Origin of the sequence: Paraburkholderia terricola, assembly GCF_003330825.1 — a bacterium.
In the GTDB taxonomy this organism is placed as follows: domain Bacteria; phylum Pseudomonadota; class Gammaproteobacteria; order Burkholderiales; family Burkholderiaceae; genus Paraburkholderia; species Paraburkholderia terricola.
This window is the reverse complement of record NZ_CP024942.1, coordinates 1,893,907-1,916,414: the sequence shown is the minus strand read 5'-3', so window position 1 is coordinate 1,916,414 and position 22,508 is coordinate 1,893,907. Positions and strand designations below refer to the sequence as shown.

Annotated in this window: 21 protein-coding genes; 6 read left to right on the top strand and 15 right to left on the bottom strand. The window is 65.6% G+C overall.

What is annotated here, in order from left to right; all coding sequences use genetic code 11:
* Position 1: 1 nt before the first annotated feature.
* Positions 2–1,522 (bottom strand): efflux transporter outer membrane subunit, encoded by a 1,521-nt coding sequence (locus CUJ90_RS27145; protein WP_073427281.1) that lies wholly within the window; start codon positions 1,520–1,522, stop codon positions 2–4.
* 237 nt (positions 1,523–1,759) lie between these two features.
* Between CUJ90_RS27145 and CUJ90_RS27140 the strand changes: the two genes are divergently transcribed.
* The 3 genes from CUJ90_RS27140 (at position 1,760) to CUJ90_RS27130 (ending at position 4,291) form a co-directional block, all read left to right on the top strand.
* Positions 1,760–2,377 carry a TetR/AcrR family transcriptional regulator gene (locus tag CUJ90_RS27140; RefSeq protein WP_073427280.1) on the top strand — a complete coding sequence of 206 codons (618 nt, stop codon included), beginning with the start codon at positions 1,760–1,762 and terminating at the stop codon, positions 2,375–2,377.
* A 138-nt stretch (positions 2,378–2,515) separates the two neighbouring features.
* A complete protein-coding gene (locus tag CUJ90_RS27135) occupies positions 2,516–2,902 on the top strand; it encodes a DUF6232 family protein (RefSeq protein WP_073427279.1) in 387 nt (128 codons plus the stop codon).
* Positions 2,903–3,199: 297 nt separating this feature from the next.
* Positions 3,200–4,291: a hypothetical protein gene (locus CUJ90_RS27130; RefSeq protein WP_073427278.1), complete on the top strand. Its 1,092-nt coding sequence runs from the start codon at positions 3,200–3,202 to the stop codon at positions 4,289–4,291.
* Between the two features lie 123 nt (positions 4,292–4,414).
* Here CUJ90_RS27130 and CUJ90_RS27125 read toward each other — a convergent pair whose 3' ends face one another.
* Positions 4,415–6,868: a glycogen/starch/alpha-glucan phosphorylase gene (locus CUJ90_RS27125; protein ID WP_073427277.1), complete on the bottom strand. Its 2,454-nt coding sequence runs from the start codon at positions 6,866–6,868 to the stop codon at positions 4,415–4,417.
* A 796-nt stretch (positions 6,869–7,664) separates the two neighbouring features.
* Between CUJ90_RS27125 and CUJ90_RS27115 the strand changes: the two genes are divergently transcribed.
* The gene (locus tag CUJ90_RS27115) at positions 7,665–9,032 is read left to right on the top strand and encodes an MFS transporter (protein WP_083081273.1); all 1,368 of its coding nucleotides are present in this window, start codon (positions 7,665–7,667) and stop codon (positions 9,030–9,032) included.
* Positions 9,033–9,153: 121 nt separating this feature from the next.
* Here the strand turns inward: CUJ90_RS27115 and ltaE are convergent, their stop codons facing one another.
* The 3 genes from ltaE to CUJ90_RS27100 form a co-directional block, all read right to left on the bottom strand.
* Positions 9,154–10,161 carry a low-specificity L-threonine aldolase gene (gene ltaE, locus CUJ90_RS27110; RefSeq protein ID WP_073427275.1) on the bottom strand — a complete coding sequence of 336 codons (1,008 nt, stop codon included), beginning with the start codon at positions 10,159–10,161 and terminating at the stop codon, positions 9,154–9,156.
* A 215-nt stretch (positions 10,162–10,376) separates the two neighbouring features.
* Positions 10,377–11,156: a peptidoglycan DD-metalloendopeptidase family protein gene (locus CUJ90_RS27105; protein ID WP_073427274.1), complete on the bottom strand. Its 780-nt coding sequence runs from the start codon at positions 11,154–11,156 to the stop codon at positions 10,377–10,379.
* A gap of 158 nt (positions 11,157–11,314) precedes the next feature.
* Entirely contained in the window at positions 11,315–11,626 is a 312-nt protein-coding gene (locus CUJ90_RS27100) for a cupin domain-containing protein (RefSeq protein WP_073427273.1), read from the bottom strand.
* A 239-nt stretch (positions 11,627–11,865) separates the two neighbouring features.
* On the opposite strand from CUJ90_RS27100, the gene CUJ90_RS27095 reads away from it, so the two are divergent.
* Together CUJ90_RS27095 and CUJ90_RS27090 are read left to right on the top strand one after the other, a co-directional pair.
* Positions 11,866–12,186, top strand: coding sequence for a hypothetical protein (locus tag CUJ90_RS27095; RefSeq protein WP_073427272.1), 321 nt, complete (start codon positions 11,866–11,868; stop codon positions 12,184–12,186).
* A 165-nt stretch (positions 12,187–12,351) separates the two neighbouring features.
* Positions 12,352–13,098, top strand: a complete 747-nt coding sequence (locus CUJ90_RS27090) for a DUF2968 domain-containing protein (protein WP_073427271.1) — start codon at positions 12,352–12,354, stop codon at positions 13,096–13,098.
* Between the two features lie 163 nt (positions 13,099–13,261).
* Here CUJ90_RS27090 and CUJ90_RS27085 read toward each other — a convergent pair whose 3' ends face one another.
* The 10 genes from CUJ90_RS27085 to CUJ90_RS27040 form a co-directional block, all read right to left on the bottom strand.
* Positions 13,262–13,579: a DUF4148 domain-containing protein gene (locus CUJ90_RS27085; RefSeq protein WP_073427270.1), complete on the bottom strand. Its 318-nt coding sequence runs from the start codon at positions 13,577–13,579 to the stop codon at positions 13,262–13,264.
* Positions 13,580–13,842: 263 nt separating this feature from the next.
* Positions 13,843–15,252, bottom strand: coding sequence for an NADP-dependent phosphogluconate dehydrogenase (gene gndA, locus CUJ90_RS27080; RefSeq protein ID WP_073427269.1), 1,410 nt, complete (start codon positions 15,250–15,252; stop codon positions 13,843–13,845).
* Between the two features lie 313 nt (positions 15,253–15,565).
* Positions 15,566–16,198: a DUF938 domain-containing protein gene (locus CUJ90_RS27075; protein ID WP_073427268.1), complete on the bottom strand. Its 633-nt coding sequence runs from the start codon at positions 16,196–16,198 to the stop codon at positions 15,566–15,568.
* Between the two features lie 15 nt (positions 16,199–16,213).
* On the bottom strand, positions 16,214–16,819 hold the full coding sequence (locus CUJ90_RS27070; RefSeq protein WP_073427267.1) for a pyridoxamine 5'-phosphate oxidase family protein: 606 nt from the start codon (positions 16,817–16,819) through the stop codon (positions 16,214–16,216).
* Between the two features lie 44 nt (positions 16,820–16,863).
* On the bottom strand, positions 16,864–17,733 hold the full coding sequence (locus tag CUJ90_RS27065) for an NAD-dependent protein deacetylase (protein WP_083081275.1): 870 nt from the start codon (positions 17,731–17,733) through the stop codon (positions 16,864–16,866).
* A gap of 48 nt (positions 17,734–17,781) precedes the next feature.
* Positions 17,782–18,006: an oxidoreductase-like domain-containing protein gene (locus tag CUJ90_RS27060; protein WP_114164255.1), complete on the bottom strand. Its 225-nt coding sequence runs from the start codon at positions 18,004–18,006 to the stop codon at positions 17,782–17,784.
* An 89-nt stretch (positions 18,007–18,095) separates the two neighbouring features.
* Positions 18,096–18,860 carry an SDR family oxidoreductase gene (locus tag CUJ90_RS27055; protein WP_083081279.1) on the bottom strand — a complete coding sequence of 255 codons (765 nt, stop codon included), beginning with the start codon at positions 18,858–18,860 and terminating at the stop codon, positions 18,096–18,098.
* Between the two features lie 100 nt (positions 18,861–18,960).
* A complete protein-coding gene (locus tag CUJ90_RS27050; protein WP_073427263.1) occupies positions 18,961–19,857 on the bottom strand; it encodes a glutamate/aspartate ABC transporter substrate-binding protein in 897 nt (298 codons plus the stop codon).
* A gap of 171 nt (positions 19,858–20,028) precedes the next feature.
* On the bottom strand, positions 20,029–21,336 hold the full coding sequence (locus CUJ90_RS27045; RefSeq protein WP_114164254.1) for a D-amino acid dehydrogenase: 1,308 nt from the start codon (positions 21,334–21,336) through the stop codon (positions 20,029–20,031).
* Positions 21,337–21,411: 75 nt separating this feature from the next.
* A complete protein-coding gene (locus tag CUJ90_RS27040) occupies positions 21,412–22,287 on the bottom strand; it encodes a LysR family transcriptional regulator (protein WP_083081281.1) in 876 nt (291 codons plus the stop codon).
* Positions 22,288–22,508: the final 221 nt, after the last annotated feature.

Here is a 22,508-nt window from a genome sequence, read left to right as displayed (position 1 = left end):
ATCAGCTTTGATTTTTCGGGTTCGCTTGGGGGTTCGCTTCGGGGTTCGTTGCGGCGGCGGACGGCGTGGTGGTTGGTGCATTGGCCGGTGCGTTGGCCTGCGCGTCAACCTGATAACCGCCGCCGAGCGCGCGCACGAGCGAAACGTCGAGCGTGAAGGTGCGCGAGCGCATGTCGGCGAGCTGGCGCTCCGCGCTCACCAGCGTGTCGGCGGCGCTCAGCACGTCGAGATAGCCGGACAGTCCGCCCTGATAGCGCTCGAGCGCCACGCGATGCGATTGCGCGGCCGCGTCGTACGACGCTTGCGTCGCCTGCAACCGGTCGGTGAGCGCGCGTTTGCTGACGGCGACATCGGCGACGTCGCGCAGCGCCTTGGTCAGCGTTTCGTCGTAGTTGGCGACGGCTTCCTCGTAATTCGCGCGCGCGCCGCGCAACTCGCCGCGCAAGCGGCCGCCGTTGAAGATGGGCAGCGTGACGGCCGGTCCGACATTGCCGACCGCCGAACCCGCGCGCGTCAGCATGTTCAGGCCGAGCGACTGGAAGCCGATCATCGCGGAGAGGTTCACGTTCGGATAGAAGCCGGCCTTGGCGACGTCGATCCGCTTGCTCGCGGCTTCCGCGCGCAAGCGGGCGATCACGACGTCGGGACGGCGGCCCAGCAGGCCGAGCGCGAGGTCGGCGGGCATGCCGGCCGGCTGCGCCAGATCCACCGCCGGACGGCCGATGGCGAGGCCACGGTCGGGACCGTCGCCCATCAGCGCGGCAATCCGGTTGCGGGTGAGCGCGATCGATTCGTCGAGTTCGAAAAGATCGGCGCGCGCGCTTTGCTGCTTCGATTCCGCCTGCTTGACGCCGGCCTGCGTCTCCAGTCCGTTGGCGAAGCGTTCGGCGAACAGTTGCGCGGACTGCGTGCGTACCTTGACCGCCGCTTCTGCGCTGTCGCGTTCGGCGAACTGGCGCGCGAGATCCGCATACGCATCGGCAATCGACGCCGCCAGCACCATGCGAGCCTGGGCAGCATCGGCGCGCGCCGCGTCGAGCTCCGACGTGGCGGCGGCAAGCGACGCGCGATTCTTGCCCCAGAAGTCGATCTCGTAGCTGAAGTTGAGTTCGGCGGAGCCGTATGGACGCCAGCCGCGCGGCACGAAGGCGGGCGGCACGCCGTTGTTGTAACTCTGCTTCTGCTTTTCGACCGACCCTTGCGCGCTGACTTCAGGCAACAGCGCGGCGCCCGCTTCCTGCGCCGACGCTTCGGCATTGTGCAGACGCGCCTGCGCGGTGGCCAGGGTCGGCTCGCCCTTCAACGCTTCGGCGATCAGCGCGTTCAACTGCGCATCGTTGTAGCGCAGCCACCATTGTTCCGTGGGCCATGTGGATGGCGCGTCCTCGCCCGCGCCCGTGCCGAAACTGCGCGCGCTCTCGTAGCGGCCCGCATCCTTTGGCGACGGCTTTGGCGGCATGTCGGGAAATTGCGCGCACGCGCTCGCCAGCACGCTGACGACAAGCGCCGCGACGAGCGTCATGGCCGGTTTCGCGGTTCGTGCCGAACGCGCCCTCTCTCCGATTACCGCAGCTTCTTTCACGATCTCAGTCTCGTCCTTAACAATACCGTGCAGTTTAGTTATGCGGATGTTGGCGTGTCAACTAAAATAAACTGACCGGTTCAGTTTTTAGGGGCGAAGTCCGGCAACGGCCTTTGGTAACATCACGCACGGACAGATTTCATGAACCTTCCGGCAAAGCACAGGAAAGCCTCGGGAATGAGAAAGAAAACGGAAGAAAAGCGGCAGGCGATCGTCGACGCCGCATTTGAGGTGTTCAGCGAAACAAGCTTCGAGCAGGCGTCGATGTCCGACATCGCGGCGCGGGCCGGCGCGTCCAAGGCGACGCTGTACGGCTATTTCCAGTCGAAGGAAGAGATGTTCTTCGAAGTGATGCACGAGTGCGCCGCGCACGAAATCAAAGGGGCGTTCGCGCTGCTCAAGACATCGGTGCCGATCCGCGAGGCGCTGACGAGCTTCGGCAAGCACTATCTGATCGCCATCCTCAAGCCGCAGTTGCTCGCGGTACGGCGCCTCGCCATTCATGAAGGCGGCCGCTCGCATGTGGGCGCGCTGTTTTACGAACGCGGACCGAAACTCGGCTGGCAAACGGTGGCGAACTTCCTGCAGCAGTCGTGCGAAGCGGGCCACTTGCGCAAATGCAATGTCACGGTCGCGACGGCGCATCTTCGCGCGCTATTCGAAGCCGAGCTGGCTGAGCTGTGTCTTCTCGGCGTGCCGACGGACACGTCGGCACGCAACATTACGCAAGTGGTGAACCGGGCGCTGGACGTTTTCATGGCTGCCTATGGCGGCAGCACCGAAAAAAGCCGCTAGGCCCCGATCCTCCGAAACCCGGCATCCTGATGGGCTCTTCCTGCCGTTCGGCCGGTAACGGCGGCGAGAAAGTCGCACGATTTCCGGCGTTCAAACTCTGGTACGCTGCGCCCTTCGCAACTGCTTGCATCGAACTCGATGGAAACTCCCTTCAATGATCGTGGCGTGTCGGTCACGCGCAACGCACTCTCGTCCGCCGGTCAGGTTTTTCCGCTGCGCGACATCGTGAGCGTGCAGGTCGTCACCGTGCAGAAGAACAAGGTCTTGCCGCGCGCGATCTCGCTCGTCGGTGTCGTCGGCGCGCTTGCCGGCGGGATTCTGAATTCGCCGGCGGGCATGGTCTGCGGCACGATGCTGATCGTGGTGGGCTGGCTCACGTGGCTGACCCAGGACGTCACGCATCGTCTGATGGTGCAAACCGCCAACGGCGAGCGCGAGGCGCTGTCGAGCACCGATCGCGAGTTCGTCGAGCGCGTCGGCGCGGCCGTGGACGAAGCGAAGGCGGAGGCAGCGCCTAACGCTTGAGTCGTCGTCCAGGGGATGCTTGACCTGGATCAATGTTTGCGCAGGCGCGTCGCCAGCCGCGCGGCTCACCCGCAAACGTCGACACATCTTTGCAATTGAGCTTGGGTGGCCGTGTAGAGTCGCCGCTCCTCTCATCGCGTGTTCCCCCCCGCAGGCCCCGCAAGCGTCCCGGTTTCCCCGCTTGACACCGCGGCAATCCACTGAGATTGCCGCCCGTGCTGTCTCAGTGCCGTCTACCGGTCAGCTCACGATGCATCGCCTTCGCCAGGGACCCGCATTTTTACAAAGCGTGATCCTATGTCCCTGTCGTCTCCCGATGCCGCACGCCGGCACCCGCTTCATCGTTTCCGTCATCTGGGCGCCGCGGCGCTCGCCGTCACCGGCGCGCTCGTCGCGCTGAGCGGCTGCTCCACGACGTTCCCGGTTCCCACCCCGCCCGCCTCGACTGCCGCGCTGATCAACAACGGCAACGACGGCCTGCTGATTCCGCTGCAAGTGGAACGCGCCGATCAGGGTCACGCACGCCTCGGCCTGCCTGTCCAGATCGACGGCAAGCCGGTGTATCTGGCGCTCGATACCGGCACACAAGGCGTGCGCGTGTTGAAGTCGGTCCTGCCCGGCAGGAGCTATCCGAACGCCGGCCCGGCGAGTTCGCTGCCGCTCACGAACGGCGCGCAGATTTCCGGCGCGGCGGTCAAGGTGCCGTTCAGCATCGCGGGTACGAAGCCGGCGCAGATCGACGCGCAGGCGGTCGACCAGGTGAAGTGCCAGGAAAACGCGCGGCGCTGCGTGGGAATGGACGGCTACACCGCCGAATTCGGCTGGGCGTTCTCGGGCCTGTTCGGCGTCGGCGCGGCTCAAGCGGACGACAACTGCTGCACGCAACCGCTGCGCGCATTGCCCGGCAACATCGGTCAGCGGTACCTGGTGCATGCGAACTTCACCAAGCCGTATCTGGTGCTGAGTCCGTCGAACGCGCTCACGAAGGACTACACGATGGTGCCGATGACGGTCTCGAAAGACGGCACGGCGCAATGGCCGCGAGCCTGCGTGAACGTCGGCGACAGGATGACCTTTTGCGCGCCGCTGGTGTTCGCCACCGCCAGCACGCAGATGATCCGCGTCGAAATGGACAAGGCGCCGAACTGGACCGGTGACGACGAAGTGGGCAAGGTGCTCAATCAGGGCAACTACAACGTGGCGCTCGGCACGGGCAAATGGCTGCATCGCTATCAGGACGCGCAAGTCGAGATCGTCAAGGCAAAGCCGGGCGCCAACCGTATCGTGATCGGCCTGATGGGCATGCAGAACATCGACGTGCTGTTCGATTTCCCGCGCGGGCAGTTGGGCCTGTATGCCGCGAGCGAGACCGAGACGCTCGTGCAGTGACATTCGGTAAACGCTCGGCGATATTCAGCGGGCGATAAAGAACAAAGGCCGTGCGAAAAATCGCACGGCCTTTGTTTTTCATGCGAGCGCGCGGAACATAATCCGCGCAACCCTGCCTTCAAATCACGCCATGTCGAGCGGACTCACCCGCCAGATATCGCGCGCATATTCGCCGATCGTGCGGTCCGACGAAAACTGCCCCATGCCCGCGACGTTCTCGATCGCGCTTTCAGTCCACGCGCGTTTGTCGACGAAGCGCGCATCCACTTCGCGCTGAGCCTTGGCGAACGCGGCGAAGTCGGCGAGCACCATGTAGTGATCGCCCCAGTCGACCAGCGTGTGAAAGATGTCCGAAAAGCGCAGCGGATCGTCAGGTGAGAAAAAACCCGTGCGGATCTGGTCGAGCGCCATGCGCAGCTCGGGATTTTCCTCGTAGAGTTGCCGCGGCCGGTAGCCGGTGGCGCGCAGGCTGTCCACTTCGTCGGCGGTGTGGCCGAAGATGAAGATGTTCTCGCGCCCCACGGCGTCGCAGATTTCGATGTTCGCGCCGTCCATCGTGCCGATCGTCAATGCGCCGTTGAGCGCCAGCTTCATGTTGCCGGTGCCCGACGCTTCCGTGCCGGCCATCGAAATCTGCTCCGACAGATCGGCCGCCGGAATGATCAGCTCCGCCACGCTCACGCCGTAGTTCGGCACGAACACCACCTTCAGGCGGTCGCCCACCAGCGGGTCGTGATTGATCGTCTGCCCCACGTCGCCGATCAGCTTGATGATCGTCTTCGCCATCCGGTACGCGGACGCCGCCTTGCCCGCGAACATCACCACGCGCGGCACCCAGTCGCGCTCCGGGTTCGCGCGAATCTGGTTGTAACGCACGATCACGTGCAGCACGTTCAGCAGTTGCCGCTTGTATTCGTGAATGCGCTTGACCTGCAGATCGAACAGCGCGTCGGGATCGAAATGCAGCTTCGTGTGATGCGCGAGCCGCTGCACGAGCCGCAGCTTGTTCTGCCGCTTCGCCTCGCGGAAAGCCTCGACGAACGCGCTGTCGCCGCGCAGCTCGCGCAGTTGTTCGAGGTCGAACAGATTGCTGCGCCAATGCCGGCCGATCTGCTGATCGATCAGCGACGACAGCGACGGACTCGCTTGCGCGAGCCAGCGGCGCGGCGTGATGCCGTTGGTCACGTTGGTGAAGCGGTCCGGATAGATGCGCGCGAAGTCGGCGAAGATGTCGCGCGTCATCAGTTGCGAATGCAGCTTGGAGACGCCGTTCACCTTGTGGCTCGCGACGATCGCCAGATAGGCCATTCGCACGCGCCGCTGCCCATATTCGTCGACGAGCGAAATGCGGCGGATCATCTCGGCGTCATGCCCCGACTGCTCGCTCACATGCTTGAGAAAGCCGGCGTTGATCTCGAAGATGATCTCCAGATGCCGCGGCAACAGACGCGCGAGCATCTCGACGTCCCATGTTTCGAGCGCCTCGGGCATCAGCGTGTGGTTCGTGTACGAGAAGATCTTCGTGACGTGATGCCACGCCTTGTCCCACGGCAGGTGATGAACGTCCACGAGCAAACGCATCAGTTCGGGAATCGCGAGCACCGGGTGCGTATCGTTCAGATGCACCGCGACCTTTTCGGAGAAGCGCCCGAAGGTGCTGTGCGTGCGCTGATAGCGGCGAATCAGATCCTGCATGGTCGCCGAGACGAAAAAATATTCCTGGCGCAGCCGCAGTTCGCGGCCCGCGGGCGTCGAGTCGTCGGGATAGAGCAGGCGCGAGACGTTCTCCGACATGTTCTTCGTGTCGACCGCATTGCGGTAGTCGCCGCGATTGAACGCGCCGAGGTCGAGTTCGTCGGTCGCGCGCGCCGACCACAGGCGCAGCGTGTTGGTCGCGTCCGTCGCATAACCGGGGATGACGGTGTCGTAGGCGGTCGCGTTCACGTGCTCGGTGTCGATCCATTCCACGTGTTCGCCACGCTGCACGGTGCGCCCGCCGAAGTGCACCATGTACTTGATCTCGGGCCGCGGAAACTCCCACGGATTGCCCGCGCGCAGCCAGTAGTCCGGCGCCTCGACCTGCTCGCCGTTGACGATTTCCTGACGGAACATGCCGTACTCGTAACGGATGCCGTAGCCGAAGCCCGGAATGCCGAGCGTCGCCATCGAATCGAGGAAGCAGGCCGCGAGCCGGCCCAGGCCGCCGTTGCCGAGCGCGGCGTCCGGCTCGATATCGGTGAGCGCTTCCATGTCCACGCCGAGACTCGCGAGCGCTTCCTTCATCTGATCGTGGATGCCGAGCGCGAGCAGCGCGTTCGTGAAGGTCCGGCCGATCAGGAATTCCATCGACAGGTAGTAGACGCGTTTCACGTCCTGTTCGTATTGCAGGCGCGTGGTTTTCATCCAGCGCGCGACCAGCCGGTCGCGCACGGCGAGCGCGGCGGCATGCAGCCAGTCATGCGGATGGGCGGTGACGGCGTCCTTGCCGACGCCATACATCATGCGATTGGAAATTGAGCGCCGTAGCGCGTCGACGGTACTGTTGAGCTGGTCGAATTCCAGATCGACGGCTGTCATCGAAGCCTCCGGTAAAAAGACGCGGCATGCGCGGACCGCACAGATGACGGGCGGGAGGCGCGTGCCGGTCAGGCGGGTTAAAAAAGAGAGTAGGACATTTTACGGCTCGCGGACACCGGCAAGCGCGAGCGCGTGTTCACGCACATGCCATGCCCGCCGTCATCCGCCGGCGCGCGGGTTTTGCGCACGCAGGCGGTGCAAGCGGCACGGGCGCAGCACTGCGCACGTGCATCGGCCCGCAAAGCAGGCAAACGATTGCGGGCGGTCAAGGGCGGTCAAGGGCGCATGGGGCGCATGGGGCGCATGGGGCGCATGGGGCGCATAGGGCGCATAGGGCGCAACGCAGTTCGATTATTTTCCGCATGGGTGACGCGGGGATGAATGAGCCGATCGCCGCAAGCCGTGCTCGAATCGGGCTGTCATCGTTGAGTGACAGGTTGTGCCAAAGCGGCTTGCGATGGCGCGGCGCGCGCGCCGATTCGCGGACGCGAGGCGGGCCTGGCCGTTAGTTGCAACAGCGCAAGGCGCAACCGCGCGCCGCCCACTTCCTCCACTCCCCATCTCCCCATCTCCCCATCTCCCAGCACGATTTCCACGACTCTGTAACAATCGCTACATTCGCCGCGCGGCTCGCCTCGAACGCTGCACCTGGGTCATGCGCGCGCCTCTCCACGTAACCCTGCCACCTGCGCGCCGCATCCTCGACCATGCCGCGCATCGGCATGCCTACCCGCCGAGCCACGCCTTGTCAGAGAACAGCGCCACCGCCGTCCCAATCCGTCCGGCAGACGGCCCCATGTCCGCCGCCAACCGCCGCGCGATGGCCGCGATCATGCTCGCGGTCGCGCTCGCCACGCTCGACACCGCGATCGCCAACACCGCCTTGCCCGCCATCGCGGCGGACTTGCACGCCGCGCCCGCGGCGTCGGTGTGGATCATCAACGCGTATCAGCTCGCGATGGTCGCGACGCTGTTGCCGCTCGCGGCGCTCGGCGACATCGTCGGGCATCGGCGGATTTATATCGGCGGCATCGCGCTGTTCACGCTGGCGTCGCTCGTCTGCTCGCTCGCCTCGACGCTGCCGATGCTCACCGCCGCGCGCGTGCTGCAAGGGCTCGGCGCGAGCGCGATCATGAGCGTCAACACCGCGCTGATCCGCTATCTTTATCCGCCGCATCGGCTCGGGCGCGGCCTCGGCACCAACGCGCTGATCGTCGGCGTGTCGTTCGCGGTCGGGCCGACGGTGGCATCGCTGATTCTTTCTGTGGCCGCATGGCCGTGGCTGTTCGCGGTCAACGTGCCGCTCGGCCTGCTGGCGTTGGGCTTCGCGTGGCCCGCGTTGCCGCACACGGAACGCGGCACGCACAACTTCGACCCGGTCGCGGCGCTGCTCAACGTCATCACCTTTGCCGCGCTGATCTTCGCGCTCGGCGAGGCGGCCCAGCGCGCGCCGGCGCAAGTCGTGCTGAGCGCGGCGGCGGTCGCCGTGATATTCGGGCTGTTGCTGATCCGGCGTGAAACGGGTCATCCGGCGCCGATGCTGCCCGTCGATCTGTTCAAGCGGCCGGTGTTCGCGTTGTCCGCGCTGACCGCCGTGTGCTCGTTCGCCGCGCAAGGGCTCGCGTTCGTCTCGCTGCCCTTTTACTTCGAGGACGTGCTGCATCGCAGCCAGGTCGAAACCGGTTTCCTGATGACGCCGTGGCCGGTGGTGGTGGCGTTGGCCGCGCCGCTGGCGGGCGGTCTGTCCGACCGCTATCCGCCTGGACTGCTCGGCGCGATCGGCCTCGCGGTGATGTCGGCGGGAATGGCGTCGCTCGCGCTCTTGCCGGTGCATCCGCACGTGCTCGACATCGGCATCCGCATGGCGATCTGCGGCGCGGGCTTCGGCTTCTTTCAATCGCCGAACCTGAAGGCGTTGATGGCGAGCGCGCCGCCCGAGCGCAGCGGCGGCGCCAGCGGAATCGTCGCGACCGCGCGGCTGCTCGGGCAAACCACCGGCGCGGCGCTCGTCGCGTTGAGCTTCGGTATCGCCGGACGGCATGGTCCGACGCTCGCGCTCGCGGCCGGCGCCTTCTTCGCGGGCGCGGCAAGTCTCGCGAGCGGACTGCGGCTACTGGCGCCGTCGCATCGCGCGGGGGCGCATGTGCAGGCGTCGGCGAAATAGAAAAAGCGGGCGCACTGCTGTGACAGTGCGCCCGCTTTTGAATGCTCATGCCCTCGTTCGGTAACGGTTTCTGCCGGCGGACTTTTCAGGTCCCGGCCTCGAGAAGCATGCGTCTCTTCGCTCACCGCGCCGCGAAATACCCCTTCACCGCGGCGACAAACGTATCGATATCGGCACGCGACACATCCTTGTGCGTGACGAATCGCGACGCGTACAGCATCTGCGTGAGAATGCCGCGCTCCTTCAGCCACGCTTCGAGCGGCGCGCAATGCTGCTGCGGAAACTGCGCGAACACCATGTTGGTCGCGACCGACTGCACCTTGACCGGCTCGATCGCTTCGAGCCCGGCCGCCAGGTGCGCGGCGTTCGCGTGGTCGTCGGCGAGACGCTCGACGTTGTGATCCAGCGCGTACAGGCACGCCGCCGCCAGCACGCCGGCCTGGCGCATGCCGCCGCCCAGCACCTTGCGCCAGCGGTGCGCCACGTCGATCAGCGCGTGGCTGCCGACCAGCACCGAGCCCACCGGCGCGCCGAGTCCCTTCGAGAAACAGATCGAGACCGAATCGAACGGCTCGCACAGCGCCGCGACCGGCTTGCCCGACGCGACCGCCGCGTTGTAGACGCGCGCGCCGTCGAGGTGGACCGACAGGCCGCGTTGACGCGCGAGTTGCACCGCCTCGGCGACATACCCCTCGGGCAGCACCTTGCCGCCGATGGTGTTCTCCAGCGCCAGCAGGCGCGTGCGCGCGAAGTGGTTGTCGATCGGCTTGATCGCGGCGGCGATCTTGTCGAGCGGAATCGAACCGTCGGCGGCGTTTTCGAGCGGCTGCGGCTGGATGCTGCCGAGGACCGCCGCGCCGCCGCCCTCGTACTTATAGGTGTGCGCCAGTTGCCCGACGATGTATTCGTCGCCGCGCGCGCAGTGCGCCATCAACGCCGCCAGATTGCTTTGCGTGCCGCTCGGGAAGAACAGCCCCGCCTCCTTGCCGGCGCGCTCCGCGACGCTTGCCTGCAGGCGCAGCACGGTGGGGTCGTCGCCCCAGACGTCGTCGCCCACTTCGGCAGCGGACATGGCCGCGAGCATGGCCGGGGTCGGACGGGTTACGGTATCGCTGCGCAAATCGATCATGGTGAATTCCTGTGCGTCTATCTAGGGATGACAGCCGATCGCAGCCGGCGCGCCGGCTGCGAAGCCACACAGTGTATTCAAATTATTTAAGCGACGCAGCGCCTGGACTCACGCTGAAGGGGCGACGCATGGCGCAAGGTTCTCGCGTGCCGCACGCTCATGCCGCCCTCGCCCTGGCCCAGCCGGGCTCGGGCGAGCAGAACCTTGCACTTCGCTTACCCGCCCGACCTCGGCAGCCACGCCAGCGGATCGACCGGTTGGCCGTTCTGGCGGACCTCGAACTGGATCGACGCCACGCCGCGGCCGTCCACCCCGACTTCGCCGATGGTTTGCCCTTGCGCGACCGCGTCGCCTTCCTTGACGAGCAGCGTGCTGTTCTGCCCGTAGGCGGTGATCAGGGAGTCGTCGTGCTTGATGATGATGAGCGGACCGTACGCTTCGATGCCCGTGCCCGCATAGACCACGCGGCCGGTGGCGGCCGCCTTGACCGGATCGCCGGGACGGCCGCCGATCACGATGCCGTTCGACCTGCCGGGCGCGAACGTTTTCAGCACCGGTCCACGCAGCGGCCACAGCAGCACGCCTTGTTGCGGCGCGCCGGAAGCCGTGGGGCCGGCCGGCGCGGCCGGCGCGGCCGGCGCATTCGGACCGGCGACGCCGACAGGCGGCGTCACGACACTGCCGGACGCCATCGGCGGAGACACGCGCAGCACCTGGCCCGGATTGACGATGGCGTTCGCGGCGAGCCCGTTCCACGCGGCGATATCCTGCGGCTTATGGCCATACGCCGAGGCGATGCCCGCCAGCGTATCGCCCGGATTGACGCGATAGAAACCGGCCGGCACCGGGACCGTGTTGAGGGTGGTCGGGCGGGCGGGCGCATTGCCATAGAACGGCGTGCTGTCCCACGGCATGCTCGTACAGCCCGTGAACATCGCGCCGAGCGCGACCACGGTCAGCATTCGGGTCCCCGTCAATCGCCAGTGTCCTGTCATGTGATGTCCTCGACATGTTGATTCAATCGGATTCAATCAGCCCAGCATTTGCCGTGCCGCCCGGCGCGCAGGCGTGGGCGCGGGCGTGAGCGGCAACCCGCCATTATGCCGCCGGCTACGCTTGCAACCGCGGCGACACGGCGTCGCCGCATGGGCGCTCACACGCTGCCTTCCGCCTCCACCACCAGAATGCGCGCCGCGCCGAGCGGATGCGCCACGTGCTCCGTACCCACCGACGCGTAGAACACATCGCCGGTTTCCAGCACGGTCGACTGCTCGACGCCGCCTTCCCGGTAGCGCATCTCCACGCGACCGTCGAGCACGGCGAACACTTCCTCGCCGTCGTTGACGTGCCACTTGTACGGCTGGTCGGTCCAGTGCAGGCGCGTCGTGATGCCGCCCATGTTGGCGATATCGAGCGCGCCCCAGGCGCGCGTCGCGGTGAAGCTCTTGCTGCGAATGATCTTCATGGCAATGGATGCTCGAAAAAATGCAACGCCGTGGTTCATCATGCGGCGGGCATGACGGGCGGTCCGCCCCGCCGCGATCCGGCGTTTCTGCTGGCCCCATTATAAGGTCCACGGATTGGCGCGCCCGGCCAGGCGGGCTTCATTCCTGTGAGCATTGAATCATCCGGACCCTCGCCTATACTCAGTCAAATATGCAAGACGCCTGCCGGCGCACCACGAATCTCGCGAGGAATTTGAGGATGAACAACGCCACCTTTCTGGCCGTGCAGCTCAACGTCGACGATGTGACGTCATCGCCCGGTTTGGTCGAGTTGCTGAACACGCACCTGGTTTTTGCCGCGGACGTGGCCGAGGCCGCCGACGCGCTGGTGCAGTTGGCGAGCATTGCGAGGTTGTCGAGCGGCGTGCAGGCGAGCGTCGAGATTCCCGCCGTCGCGATCGAGCGGCTGCGCGAGGCGCTCGACAATCTGAGCGGCTACGACGAGTCCTGGCTGCTTGCCCTGGAGCCGAGCGACGCGCTGTTCGAGGACATCGCCCGCCGGCAACGTACGCTGCATTAGGCCCGCGCTCGCGGCTCGCATCCGCGCTGCCCGCGCACGGCCGGCGTCCCGCCGACAACGTCGCCGGTCCGCCAGATTTCGCTCACCGCTCGCACCGCGGAGCAGCCGGCAGTTTCACCGTCGGCGCCATTCGCGGGTTGTAGCGAGTCAACCGGAGGAACCGCCGTGAAAACTTTCCTGAACCGCCGCAGCGTGCTGACAGGCCCATCGCATCTCGTGCAGATCGAGCGGGAAAACACCGCCGCCCCCGTCTCGCCCGACGACAGGGAAGAAGCGGCGCTGGCCGCGGCGGCCGGCGTCACACCCGAGGCACCGCCGACGCCCACGCCCATGCGTCCGGTGACGACCTTGCGGCAAGTGCAGGTGGTGCCGTCGCAGGTCAGCGCGCGCGGCGTGCAGATCGCCGATACCGCCGACATCGAATGGCTCGCCGAGGAGGAAGCGCTGACGCCGTTCCGGGTTTTCCGCAGCTTCGACTACTCGGTCAGCCTGCTGTTCCACGCGAAGGAGCTGACGTACTACGTCGCGCTGTATCAGGACGGCTCGCTGTGGCGCGCGCTCAAGGCCGCCGATCTCGAAGCCGCCGAAACCGCCTTCCTTCATTTCGAGGAACAGGCGACGCGGCTCTCGGAAGGCGAAACGCGCCGCGCGCAACTGGAAGCGCAGAACGAACAGTTGGCGCGCCTGATCGCTCGCTCCGAGGCGCAGGCCGAAAGGCTGCGCAACGATCTTCAGCGACGCGGCGCGCAGGAGCATGCGGTGTCGAACCGGCAGCATCAGGTACACAAGGAAGTGTCGCAACTCGAGGCGCAGCGCGTGGCCGCGCAGGCGCATCTGAACAAGGCGCACCGGCAGATTCACCAGCTCAGCCTGACGAGCAATGAAGCGATTCCGCATCTGCCGAATCGCTGAACCGGCGCTTGAAACCGGTGCTTGAAACCGACTGCGGGACTCGGCGTTGACGAGCGCTGCAAACGACAAAAAGCAAAACGCCGGCCGGCAAAACCGGTCGGCGTTTTTATTAACGCGCACCGCCTGTTGACGGCGGTGTTTCTACAAGTCTCTTCAGCGCGAATCAGTTGCCGAAGTAGACCGAGTTACGGTCGTTGCCGCTCACCGGACGGCCGGCTTGCGAGCTGCCGGCGATCGGCGCGCCGTAGCCGCTGTTGACCGCTTGAGTGGTGCCGTTTTGCGCATCGACACGTGCTTGCGCGGCTTGCAGGTTAGCCGGGTAGTCGATGTGATCGCCCGTGGGGTTGTAGCCGGCCTTTTCGAGTTGCACCAGTTCGGCGCGGACTTGAGCGCGCGTGACCGGCTGATTCGATTGAGCAAACGATGCGACAGGAGCGGCCAGGGCGGCGGCGACGACAACGGCGGAAATGAGCGTCTTCATGATGTAAACCTCCAGAACTTGTTTTGAATCGCCTTGGGCTTGTTATCCCGTAGCGCTTGAGAAGAAGTTTAGGAGGGTCGACATCTAGGGGAAACCCCTTAAACGACGAAACTCAATTTCGATTATTGCAACAGTAGCGGCCGAGTCCGGCAGTTCCGCTATCTGGCCGGCAAGGTTGGGCAACAATCGGCACCCGATCTGAACCGCTCGCGCGGCCCGGCGCGCCCTTATCGCAAGCGCCCGCCGGTCCCCTGCTCGAACCCTCAGTTCCAGTTCGCGTGGAAGCTGCCCGGCTTGTCGGTGCGCTCGAACGTGTGCGCGCCGAAGAAATCGCGCTGTGCCTGCACCAGATTCGCCGGCAGGCGCTCCGAGCGATACGCGTCGAAATACGCCACCGCCGACGCGAAAGCCGGCACCGGCACGCCCGCATTGATCGCGGCCACCACGACCTCGCGCAACGCCGACTGATAGTTCTTCGCGATGTCGCGGAAGTACGGATCGAGCAGCAGGTTGGCGATCGCCTTGTCTTTCGCATAGGCGTCCGTGATCTTCTGCAGGAAGCGGGCGCGGATGATACAGCCGGCGCGGAAAATCTTCGCGATCGTGCCGAAGTCCAGATCCCACTTGTACTCTTGCGACGCCGCGCGCAGTTGCGCGAAACCTTGCGCGTAGGAAATCACCTTGCTGAAATACAGCGCGCGGCGCACCGATTCGACGAACGCGTCGCGCTCGACGCCGAGCGGCTTCGCCGCCGGCCCTTCCAGCAGCTTGCTCGCGGCGACGCGCTGATCTTTCAGCGACGACAGCACGCGCGCGAACACAGCCTCCGTAATCAGCGGCAGCGGTGCGCCGAGGTCGAGCGCGTTCTGGCTGGTCCACTTGCCGGTGCCCTTCTGCGCGGCGCGGTCGAGGATCACGTCCACCAGGTCCTTGCCGGTTTCCTCGTCTTTCTTGCTGAAAATCTTCGAGGTGATTTCGATCAGGTAGCTGTCGAGCTCGCCCTGATTCCACTCGGTATAGACCTTGCCGAGTTCTTCGTTCGAGAGGCCGACCACCTGCTTGAGCACCGCATAGCTTTCGGCGATCAGTTGCATGTCGCCGTATTCGATGCCGTTGTGCACCATCTTCACGAAGTGGCCCGCGCCGTCCGGTCCCATATAGGCGACGCACGGCTCGCCGTCCGGCGCCTTGGCGGCGATTTCGGTGAGGATCGGCGCCACCAGATCGTAGGCGTCGCGCTGGCCGCCCGGCATGATCGACGGGCCTTTCAACGCGCCCTCCTCGCCGCCCGACACGCCCGTGCCGATGAAGTGCAGGCCGGCCTTCGCCAGTTCCTGATTGCGGCGGATCGTGTCGGTGAAATGCGTGTTGCCGCCGTCGATCAGAATGTCGCCCTTGTCCAGCAGCGGTTTGAGCTGGGCGATGGTGGCGTCGGTGGGCTCGCCTGCCTTGACCATCAGCAGAATGCGGCGCGGTTTTTCCAGCGACTCCACGAACTCTTCCGGCGTGAAGGCCGGCACCAGTTTCTTGTCCGGATATTCGGCGATGAGTTCGTCGGTTTTCTCGCGGCTACGGTTGTAGACCGACACCGCGTGGCCGCGGCTCTCGATGTTGAGCGCCAGATTGCGGCCCATGACCGCCAGCCCCACCACGCCGATTGCCTGTTTGCCCATGTGAATTCTCCAGAGTCCAAAAAATGTCGTGACGCCGCGCCGGAATGAACATCGGCGGAGCGTCGAGGGTGAAAGCATAAAAGAAATGCCGGCTTGCCGCTTGATGGCGGGCAGCGGACGGAAGTTTTTTTGCCGAGTGCGGTGTTTGTTGCGGTTGGTTGTTGCGGTTAGCTGTTGCGGTTCGCCTTTCGCGATTGCTTGCGGAAGTGGGCCATTGCGGCGGTGCTTCTTGCAGCACCCTTGCCGCGCGCCCGCCTTGCCGCATGAGTTCGTGCCCGACGCGACGCAGCGCACGCCCGCCAACGAACGTATCTCAGCCCCGCACCGCGCCCCGCCGTCTTCTGAACACCAGACTGAAGTTATTGGCCGGCATCGCGATCGGCTCGTCGCACTCGAGTCCCGCCGCGGCGCCCAACGCGATCACCGCTTCCATGTCGCGCACGCCCCACGCGGGGTCGCGGCTGCGCAATTGCCGGTCGAACGCGTCGTTGCTCGGCGAGGTATGCGCGCCGCCGCGCTTATAAGGGCCGTACAGATACAGCACGCCGCCGTCCACGAGCCGACTGCCCGCGCCCGCGAAAAGCGCCTGCGCCGCGCTCCACGGCGCGATGTGAATCATGTTGATGCAGACCACGGCGTCGAGCGCGTCCACGCCCCAATCCGGCTGGTGCACGTCGAGCGCGAGCGGCGCGCGCACGTTCGCCAGCCCCGCGTGCGCCACCCACGCGGCAATCGACGCCCGTGCTTGCGCATCGAGATCGCTCGGCTGCCAGTCGAGGCCCGGCAAGGCGCCGGCGAAGCAGACCGCGTGCTGCCCCGTGCCGCTCGCGATTTCGAGTACGCGGCCGGTGGCCGGCAGCACCGTGCGCAGCACGGCGAGGATCGGTTCGCGGTTGCGTTCCGCGGAAGGCGAATGTTGCCGCAGCGCCGCTTGGGGATTCGTCATGTTCAGGCTTTCGGTTCAGTACAACGACGTGCGCACTCTTTCGGCGAGTTCGCGGTCGTAAGTGGCGGCGTCGAAATTCGCGCCGCTGACGCGCCGGAGAATTTCACCCGCGCTCGGCAGCCGGGACCGTTCGACATGATGCGCCGGGTCCCATAGTTTCGAGCGCACCAGCGCCTTCGAGCAATGAAAATACACCGCGTCGACGTCGATCAGCAGCACGGTGCGCGGCAGTTTACCCTCGACGGCGAAACTGTTCAGCATGGCCGGATCGTCGGAAATGCGACCGCGGCCATTCACGCGCAAACTTTCGCCGACGCCCGGAATGATGAACAACAGCGCCAGATGCGGATTGACGATGATGTTGCGCAGACTGTCGATACGATTGTTGCCGATGCGATCCGGCAGCGCGAGCGTGCGTTCGTCGACGATCCGCACGAAACCCGGCGTGTCGCCGCGCGGCGAACAATCGAGGCCGTCCGGTCCCGCGGTGGCGAGCACGACGAACGGCGCGACCTCGATAAAGGCGCGATAGTCTTCATTGACGTAGGCGATCTCCTTGCGCACGGAGCGTTCATTCGGCTGGCCGTAGCGCGCTTCGAGCTGTTCAATCGTGGTCAACATCTGCGTTCCTTTGATGGCGGTTGTTCCTGGTTCGGACGGCCCGGTCAATCCAGCGCAAGGCGACCGGCCAGCGCGGTCAAGGCATCGGCGCACGGCGCCGCGATTTTCAGCGACAGCAGCGGATCGGCGCGCGTGCGCCCGAGATTGATCGCGACGATCGGCTTGCCCTGCTTCTGCGCCCACACGCAGAAGCGATAGCCCGAGTAGACCATCAGCGAGGAGCCGACCACCAGCAGCGCATCCGCCGCATCGAGCGCCTGCGAGGCCGCGTCGACCCGCTCGCGCGGCACGCTTTCGCCGAAGAACACCACCGAGGGTTTCAGCAAGCCGCCGCAGTTCGAACACGCCGGAATGCGGAACGCTTCGAGATCGTGCCATTCGAGATGCGCGTCGCCGTCGGCGGCGGTTTCGGCGGTAACGTTCAGGAGCGCGGGATTGTCGGCTTCGAGCGTCTGCTGAATCGACGCGCGCGCGTGCCGCATGCCGCAGTCCAGACACGTCACGCCGTCGATGCCGCCGTGCAGTTCGATCACCTCGCGGCTGCCCGCCCGCTGATGCAGGCCGTCGACGTTCTGCGTGACCAGCGCCGACACGTGGCCCGCCGCTTCGAGGCGGGCCAGCGCGGTATGCGCGGCATTCGGCTGCGCCTCTGCGACCACCGGCCAGCCGACCATGCTGCGCGCCCAGTAGCGCTGGCGCATGCCGGCCGTGCCGAGAAATTCCTGCAACGTGATCGGCGGCGAGCGCTTCCATTCGCCGTTGTCGTCGCGATAGCCGGGAATGCCGGAGTCGGTGCTGATGCCCGCGCCGGTCAGCACGAACAGACGCGGATAATGCTGCACGAAGTCATGCAGATCGTCGAGCGTATGCGATGCGTTGATGGTTTCGATGTGTGCGGGCTGAAGTTCGCTCATGACGGGACGTGGTAGGACTGCGGCCTTCGCGTGGAACCGGAACGCTGACTAACGGCGCGGCGCGGACGGCTTGCCCTGTCTTGCTTGCGCCGCTTTGCGTGCTTGCCGTGCTTGCCGCGCCTGCCATTCGGCAAGCGCGGCCTGATAGCGTTCGAGCGCTTCATCGTAGAGATCGAAAACACACGGATTGCAGCCGCTGTGACAACAATCGTCGAGATCGGGCCGCACGGGCGGCACCGGCGGCGGGTCGTCCCTGGGTGTGGCTCGGGGCACGGCGAATCGCTTTCCGAAGTGGCGGGAAGCAGTCAGTATAAGTTGATCCGCCGCGCCGCGCTTTCAGCCCGCGGTCGTCAAGACAGCCGTCAGCCCCGGCCCACGAACGGCATCTTGCTCGCCATGATGGTCATGAACTGCACGTTCGCCGACAGCGGCAATTGCGCCATATGCAGCACCGCGTCGGCGACGTGCTGAACGTCCATCAGCGGCTCGACAGCGATTTCGCCGTTCGCCTGCACGATGCCGCGCGCCATCCGCTCGGCCATCTCGGTGGCCGCGTTGCCGATGTCGATTTGACCGCACACGATGTCGTATTTGCGGCCGTCGAGCGAGACGGCTTTCGTGAGGCCGGTGATCGCGTGCTTGGTGGCCGTGTACGCGATGCTGTTCGGCCGCGGCGCATGCGCCGAGATCGAGCCGTTGTTGATGATGCGCCCGCCGCGCGGGCTCTGCGTCTTCATCAGACCGAACGCCGCGCGCGTGCAGAGAAACACGCCGGTGAGGTTGGTGTCGACCACGGAACGCCATTCGTCGATATCGAGTTCGTCGATATCGACGGGCGAACCGCTGCGGCCCGCGTTGTTGAACAGCACGTCGAGCCGCCCATGCCGTTCGCGGATCGTATCGAACAGCGCGGCGACGCTCGCGGCGTCCGTCACGTCGCACGCCACGGCCAGCGCGTCGCCGCCGAGCGGCCGCGCTGCCTCGACGACAGCATCGAGCAGCGCCTGACGACGCCCCGCCAGCACGACGCTATAGCCGTGCTCCACCAGCCGCAGCGCGCACGCGCGGCCGATGCCGCTGCCCGCGCCCGTCACCAGCGCGACTTTTTTGCTTCCCGTTCCCGTCACAGCACGTCTCCTTTGCTTGCAGATTCGATTGGCCAACTCGCCGCACGCGAACCTGCCGGCCTCGACGCCCCGGCTTCATCGAGCGTCGCTCGACGAGCGGTCAATCCAGCGCGCGGTCGTTCGGGTTCGCGAACAGCGACTTCATATCCGCGGAGAGCGGATAGTTGAGGTTGATGCCCTTGGGCGGAATCGGCTGCGTGAACCACTTCTGGTACATGGCCGCCGCCTCGCCCGAGGTTTGCAGCCGCGCGATCACGCCGTCGGCGAGCTTCTTGAAGCCGGGGTCGTCCTTGCGGAACATGCAGCCATACACCTCGGACATCGGCGAGTTGCCGGTGATCAGGTAGTCGTTCGCGTCCGCCTCCTTGGCCTTAGCACCATACAGCAGCGGATCGTCCATCACAAATGCCACGGCGCGGCCGGTCTTTACATTGAGAAAGGATTCGGCATGATCTTTCGCGCTGATGAGGCGCATGTTCATGCCCTTCTCGTTGTTCATCTGCCGCAGCAGGCGTTCTTCCGACGTGCCCGCCGTGGTCACCACGGTCTTGCCCGCGAGGTCGGGAAAGTCCTTCACGCCCGAGCTTTTCTTCACGATCATCCGCACGCCGTACTGGAAGAAGCTGTTCGAAAACGCCGCCTGGTTGTCGCGCTCCTTCGTGTGCGTGGTCGAACCGCACTCGATGTCGATGGTGCCGTTCTGCACCAGCGGAATCCGGTTCTGCGACGTGATCGGCACTTCCTTCACCTTGAGGTTCGGCAGATTCAGTTCCTTCTTCACCTCGTCGACGATCTTCAGCGCGATCGCCTGCGAATAGCCGATCACTTGCTGCTGTTCATCGTAGTAAGAAAACGGCACCGACGATTCGCGCACGCCAAGCGAAATCACGCCGGTGTCGCGGATCTTTTTCAGTGTGGCGCTCGGTTCCTCGGCGCGCGCGGTGCCGGCGAAGCTCGTGGCGATGGCGATCGTGGTGAGTGCTGCTGCAAGTTTCATGGCATCTCCTTGGGTTGTGCCGAAGCGGCGTGTGGCGGTTGTGTGGCGGTTGTGTGGCGGTTGTGTGGCGGTTGTGTGGCGGTTGTGTGGCGGTTGTGTGGCGGTTATGCGGCGGTTGTATGGGTGCAGCCGGATCGTTGCAATCGAAACATGATGCGAGGTATGCCGCGCTCAGCGTGGCCATGCATAAGCGCCGGGTTCGAGCGGCGGCGCGCGGCCCGCGATCGCATCCGCGATCAGGCGCGCACTGCCGCACGCCAGCGTGAAGCCGAGCGCGCCGTGGCCGGTGTTCAGCCACAGGTTGCGATACGGCGTGGGACCGATGAGCGGCTTGCTGTCGGGCGTGGCCGGACGGTGGCCGCACCACGTCTGCGCCGCGGCGTAGTTGCCGGCAGCGGGGAAAATTTCCTGCGCCTGGCGCTTGAGCAGGTCGAGGCGCCGGTCGCGCCGCGTCACATCCATGCCGGCGATTTCGACCATGCCCGCAATCCGCAAGCGCTCGCCGAGCGGCGCATACACCACCTTGCGATGCAGATCGGTCACGCTCACGCGCGGCGCGTGGCCGGGCGCGACGGGTATCGTCAGGCTGTAGCCGGTGAGCGGATACATCGGCAGACGCATGCCGAGCGCATGCAGCAACGGCGCGCTGCCGTTGCCCAACGCGACCACGAATGCATCGGCGCGAATCTCGCCGCGCGGCGTGCGCACGGCAAGCGCCGCGCCGCGCTCGGTGACGAACGAATGAACCGGCGTCTCGTAGTGAATCGCCACGCCGTATCGCGTGTTCAGCACGCCGGCGAGCGCCACGCTGAACCGATGACAATCGCCGGCCTCTTCCGAGGGCGTGTGAATACCGCCCGCCAGCAAGGGCCGCGCGTGTTCCAATGCGGGTTCGAGCGCCACGCAAGCGGCGGCGTCGAGGGCGCGCTGTTCGGAACCGGCCGCTTGCAGAAAATCCATCTTGCGGCGCGCCGCGTCGAATGCATTCGCATCCCGATAGACGACGAGCTTGCCGTTGCGCACGTAATTGAAATCGATCGACTCGCGCTGCACGAGTTCGTGCAACGCCTCGCGGCTCAACGCGCCCAATCGCAGCATTTCCACGGCCGTTTGGCGCGCGCGGCCGCCGCGGCATGCGAGCAGAAACGACAGGCACCAGCGCCATTGCCGAGGATCGAGGCGCGGCACGAAACGCAACGCGGAATCGCCTTGCAACAGCCACGCGGGCAGATGCGGCAACACCGAAGGATCGGCAAGCGGCGCGACGTAGCTATAGCTCAACTGGCCGCCGTTCGCGAAGCTCGCTTCGAGCGCGGCGCCGTCGCGGCCTTCCAGAATCGTCACGTCATGACCGTCGCGCGCCAATTGATAGGCGCTCGTCAAACCCACCACGCCCGCACCGAGTACACACACGCGCATAGCAACCACACCTTCGAGGAATCCGTTCACCGCGAGTGTGGCGCGACGAAATACGCGCATCAAATGAGCAGATGCACGGCTCCATAACCCAGGGTTAAGACGTCGGCGGGAGGTTCGCGCAGGCTCATGCGGAGTTCACGCGAAATGCGCGCGCAACACGTCGAGAAACGCGTTGCCCGCCTGCGAGTCCATCCCGCCGTCGCGCCAGAGCGCGAACACGCCGACCGACAGCGCGGGCGTGACCGGCCGGATCGCAACCGGCTCGGCACCGCAATGCGCCGTCAGTTCGTCGAGCAGCGCATAGCCAACGCCGCGCGCGGCCAGGGCGCGCGCCACGTACCAGGTCTGCGCCTCGACGGCGGCGACGCTTTCGTCCAGCTCCTGCGCGTCGAGCGCATTGCCGATCAGCTCGCCGAGCGGATCGCTGTTGCCGATGCTGATCCATTCCCGTGCGAGGAACGCCGGCAGGTCGATTGGCCGTTGCGCGTCGGGATCGTCGGGCGGGCACACGCAGACAATCGCCGTGCGCCCCAGCTCGACCGCCGTGATGCCCGGCCGCGCCGGCGGATTCAGCGCGACCGCGAGATCGAGGTCGCGCGTGAGCAGCGCGTTCAGCAACTCCTCCGTGTGCCGCGTCTGCACCTTCAGCGACACGCGCGGATAGCCGCGCCGGAACGCTTGCACCGCCGGCGGAATCAGGCTCAAGCCGAGGCTCGGCAAACAGCCGATACGCAGATGCCCTTCCGGTTGCAACGCGAGGTTGCGCGCCAGATGGCGAATGCCGTCGAGATTCGCTTGCAGCTTCTGCGATTCGGAGAACAGCAGTTCCGCCTCGCGCGTCGGCTGCAACCGGCCATGCACGCGATTGAACAGCGCGAAGCCGAGGCTGCGCTCCGCCTGCGCGAGCGTCTTGCTCACGGCGGGCTGCGACACGCACAACAGTTCGGCCGCTTTCGACAGCGACCCCGTGCGCATGATGGCGTGAAAAATTTCGATGTGGCGCAAACGCATGGACGCATGACCGGCACGGACCGGCGAAATAAGCACAAATGGATAGACATGGACGAGCCGCCGTCGACGTCGAGCGCGAACCCGGCGGCCGTCGCGAAGCATAACGTCTTTCAGCATGCTTTCATTATTTGCCGTTCCTGTCCGCGCCCGTATCGGACGGCGCATCAATGGTATCTTTCGCCGTTGCGCGTCACGCGCGCGATTCAAGGCCTTCCGAGGAT

Coding starts and splice junctions, on each gene's coding strand:
- CUJ90_RS27145 (WP_073427281.1), bottom strand. CDS start 1,522: ATGACGCTCGTCGCGGCGCTTGTCGTCAGCGTGCTGGCGAGCGCGTGC.
- CUJ90_RS27140 (WP_073427280.1), top strand. CDS start 1,760: ATGAGAAAGAAAACGGAAGAAAAGCGGCAGGCGATCGTCGACGCCGCA.
- CUJ90_RS27135 (WP_073427279.1), top strand. CDS start 2,516: ATGGAAACTCCCTTCAATGATCGTGGCGTGTCGGTCACGCGCAACGCA.
- CUJ90_RS27130 (WP_073427278.1), top strand. CDS start 3,200: ATGTCCCTGTCGTCTCCCGATGCCGCACGCCGGCACCCGCTTCATCGT.
- CUJ90_RS27125 (WP_073427277.1), bottom strand. CDS start 6,868: ATGACAGCCGTCGATCTGGAATTCGACCAGCTCAACAGTACCGTCGAC.
- CUJ90_RS27115 (WP_083081273.1), top strand. CDS start 7,665: ATGTCCGCCGCCAACCGCCGCGCGATGGCCGCGATCATGCTCGCGGTC.
- ltaE (WP_073427275.1), bottom strand. CDS start 10,161: ATGATCGATTTGCGCAGCGATACCGTAACCCGTCCGACCCCGGCCATG.
- CUJ90_RS27105 (WP_073427274.1), bottom strand. CDS start 11,156: ATGACAGGACACTGGCGATTGACGGGGACCCGAATGCTGACCGTGGTC.
- CUJ90_RS27100 (WP_073427273.1), bottom strand. CDS start 11,626: ATGAAGATCATTCGCAGCAAGAGCTTCACCGCGACGCGCGCCTGGGGC.
- CUJ90_RS27095 (WP_073427272.1), top strand. CDS start 11,866: ATGAACAACGCCACCTTTCTGGCCGTGCAGCTCAACGTCGACGATGTG.
- CUJ90_RS27085 (WP_073427270.1), bottom strand. CDS start 13,579: ATGAAGACGCTCATTTCCGCCGTTGTCGTCGCCGCCGCCCTGGCCGCT.
- gndA (WP_073427269.1), bottom strand. CDS start 15,252: ATGGGCAAACAGGCAATCGGCGTGGTGGGGCTGGCGGTCATGGGCCGC.
- CUJ90_RS27075 (WP_073427268.1), bottom strand. CDS start 16,198: ATGACGAATCCCCAAGCGGCGCTGCGGCAACATTCGCCTTCCGCGGAA.
- CUJ90_RS27070 (WP_073427267.1), bottom strand. CDS start 16,819: ATGTTGACCACGATTGAACAGCTCGAAGCGCGCTACGGCCAGCCGAAT.
- CUJ90_RS27065 (WP_083081275.1), bottom strand. CDS start 17,733: ATGAGCGAACTTCAGCCCGCACACATCGAAACCATCAACGCATCGCAT.
- CUJ90_RS27050 (WP_073427263.1), bottom strand. CDS start 19,857: ATGAAACTTGCAGCAGCACTCACCACGATCGCCATCGCCACGAGCTTC.
- CUJ90_RS27045 (WP_114164254.1), bottom strand. CDS start 21,336: ATGCGCGTATTTCGTCGCGCCACACTCGCGGTGAACGGATTCCTCGAA.
- CUJ90_RS27040 (WP_083081281.1), bottom strand. CDS start 22,287: ATGCGTTTGCGCCACATCGAAATTTTTCACGCCATCATGCGCACGGGG.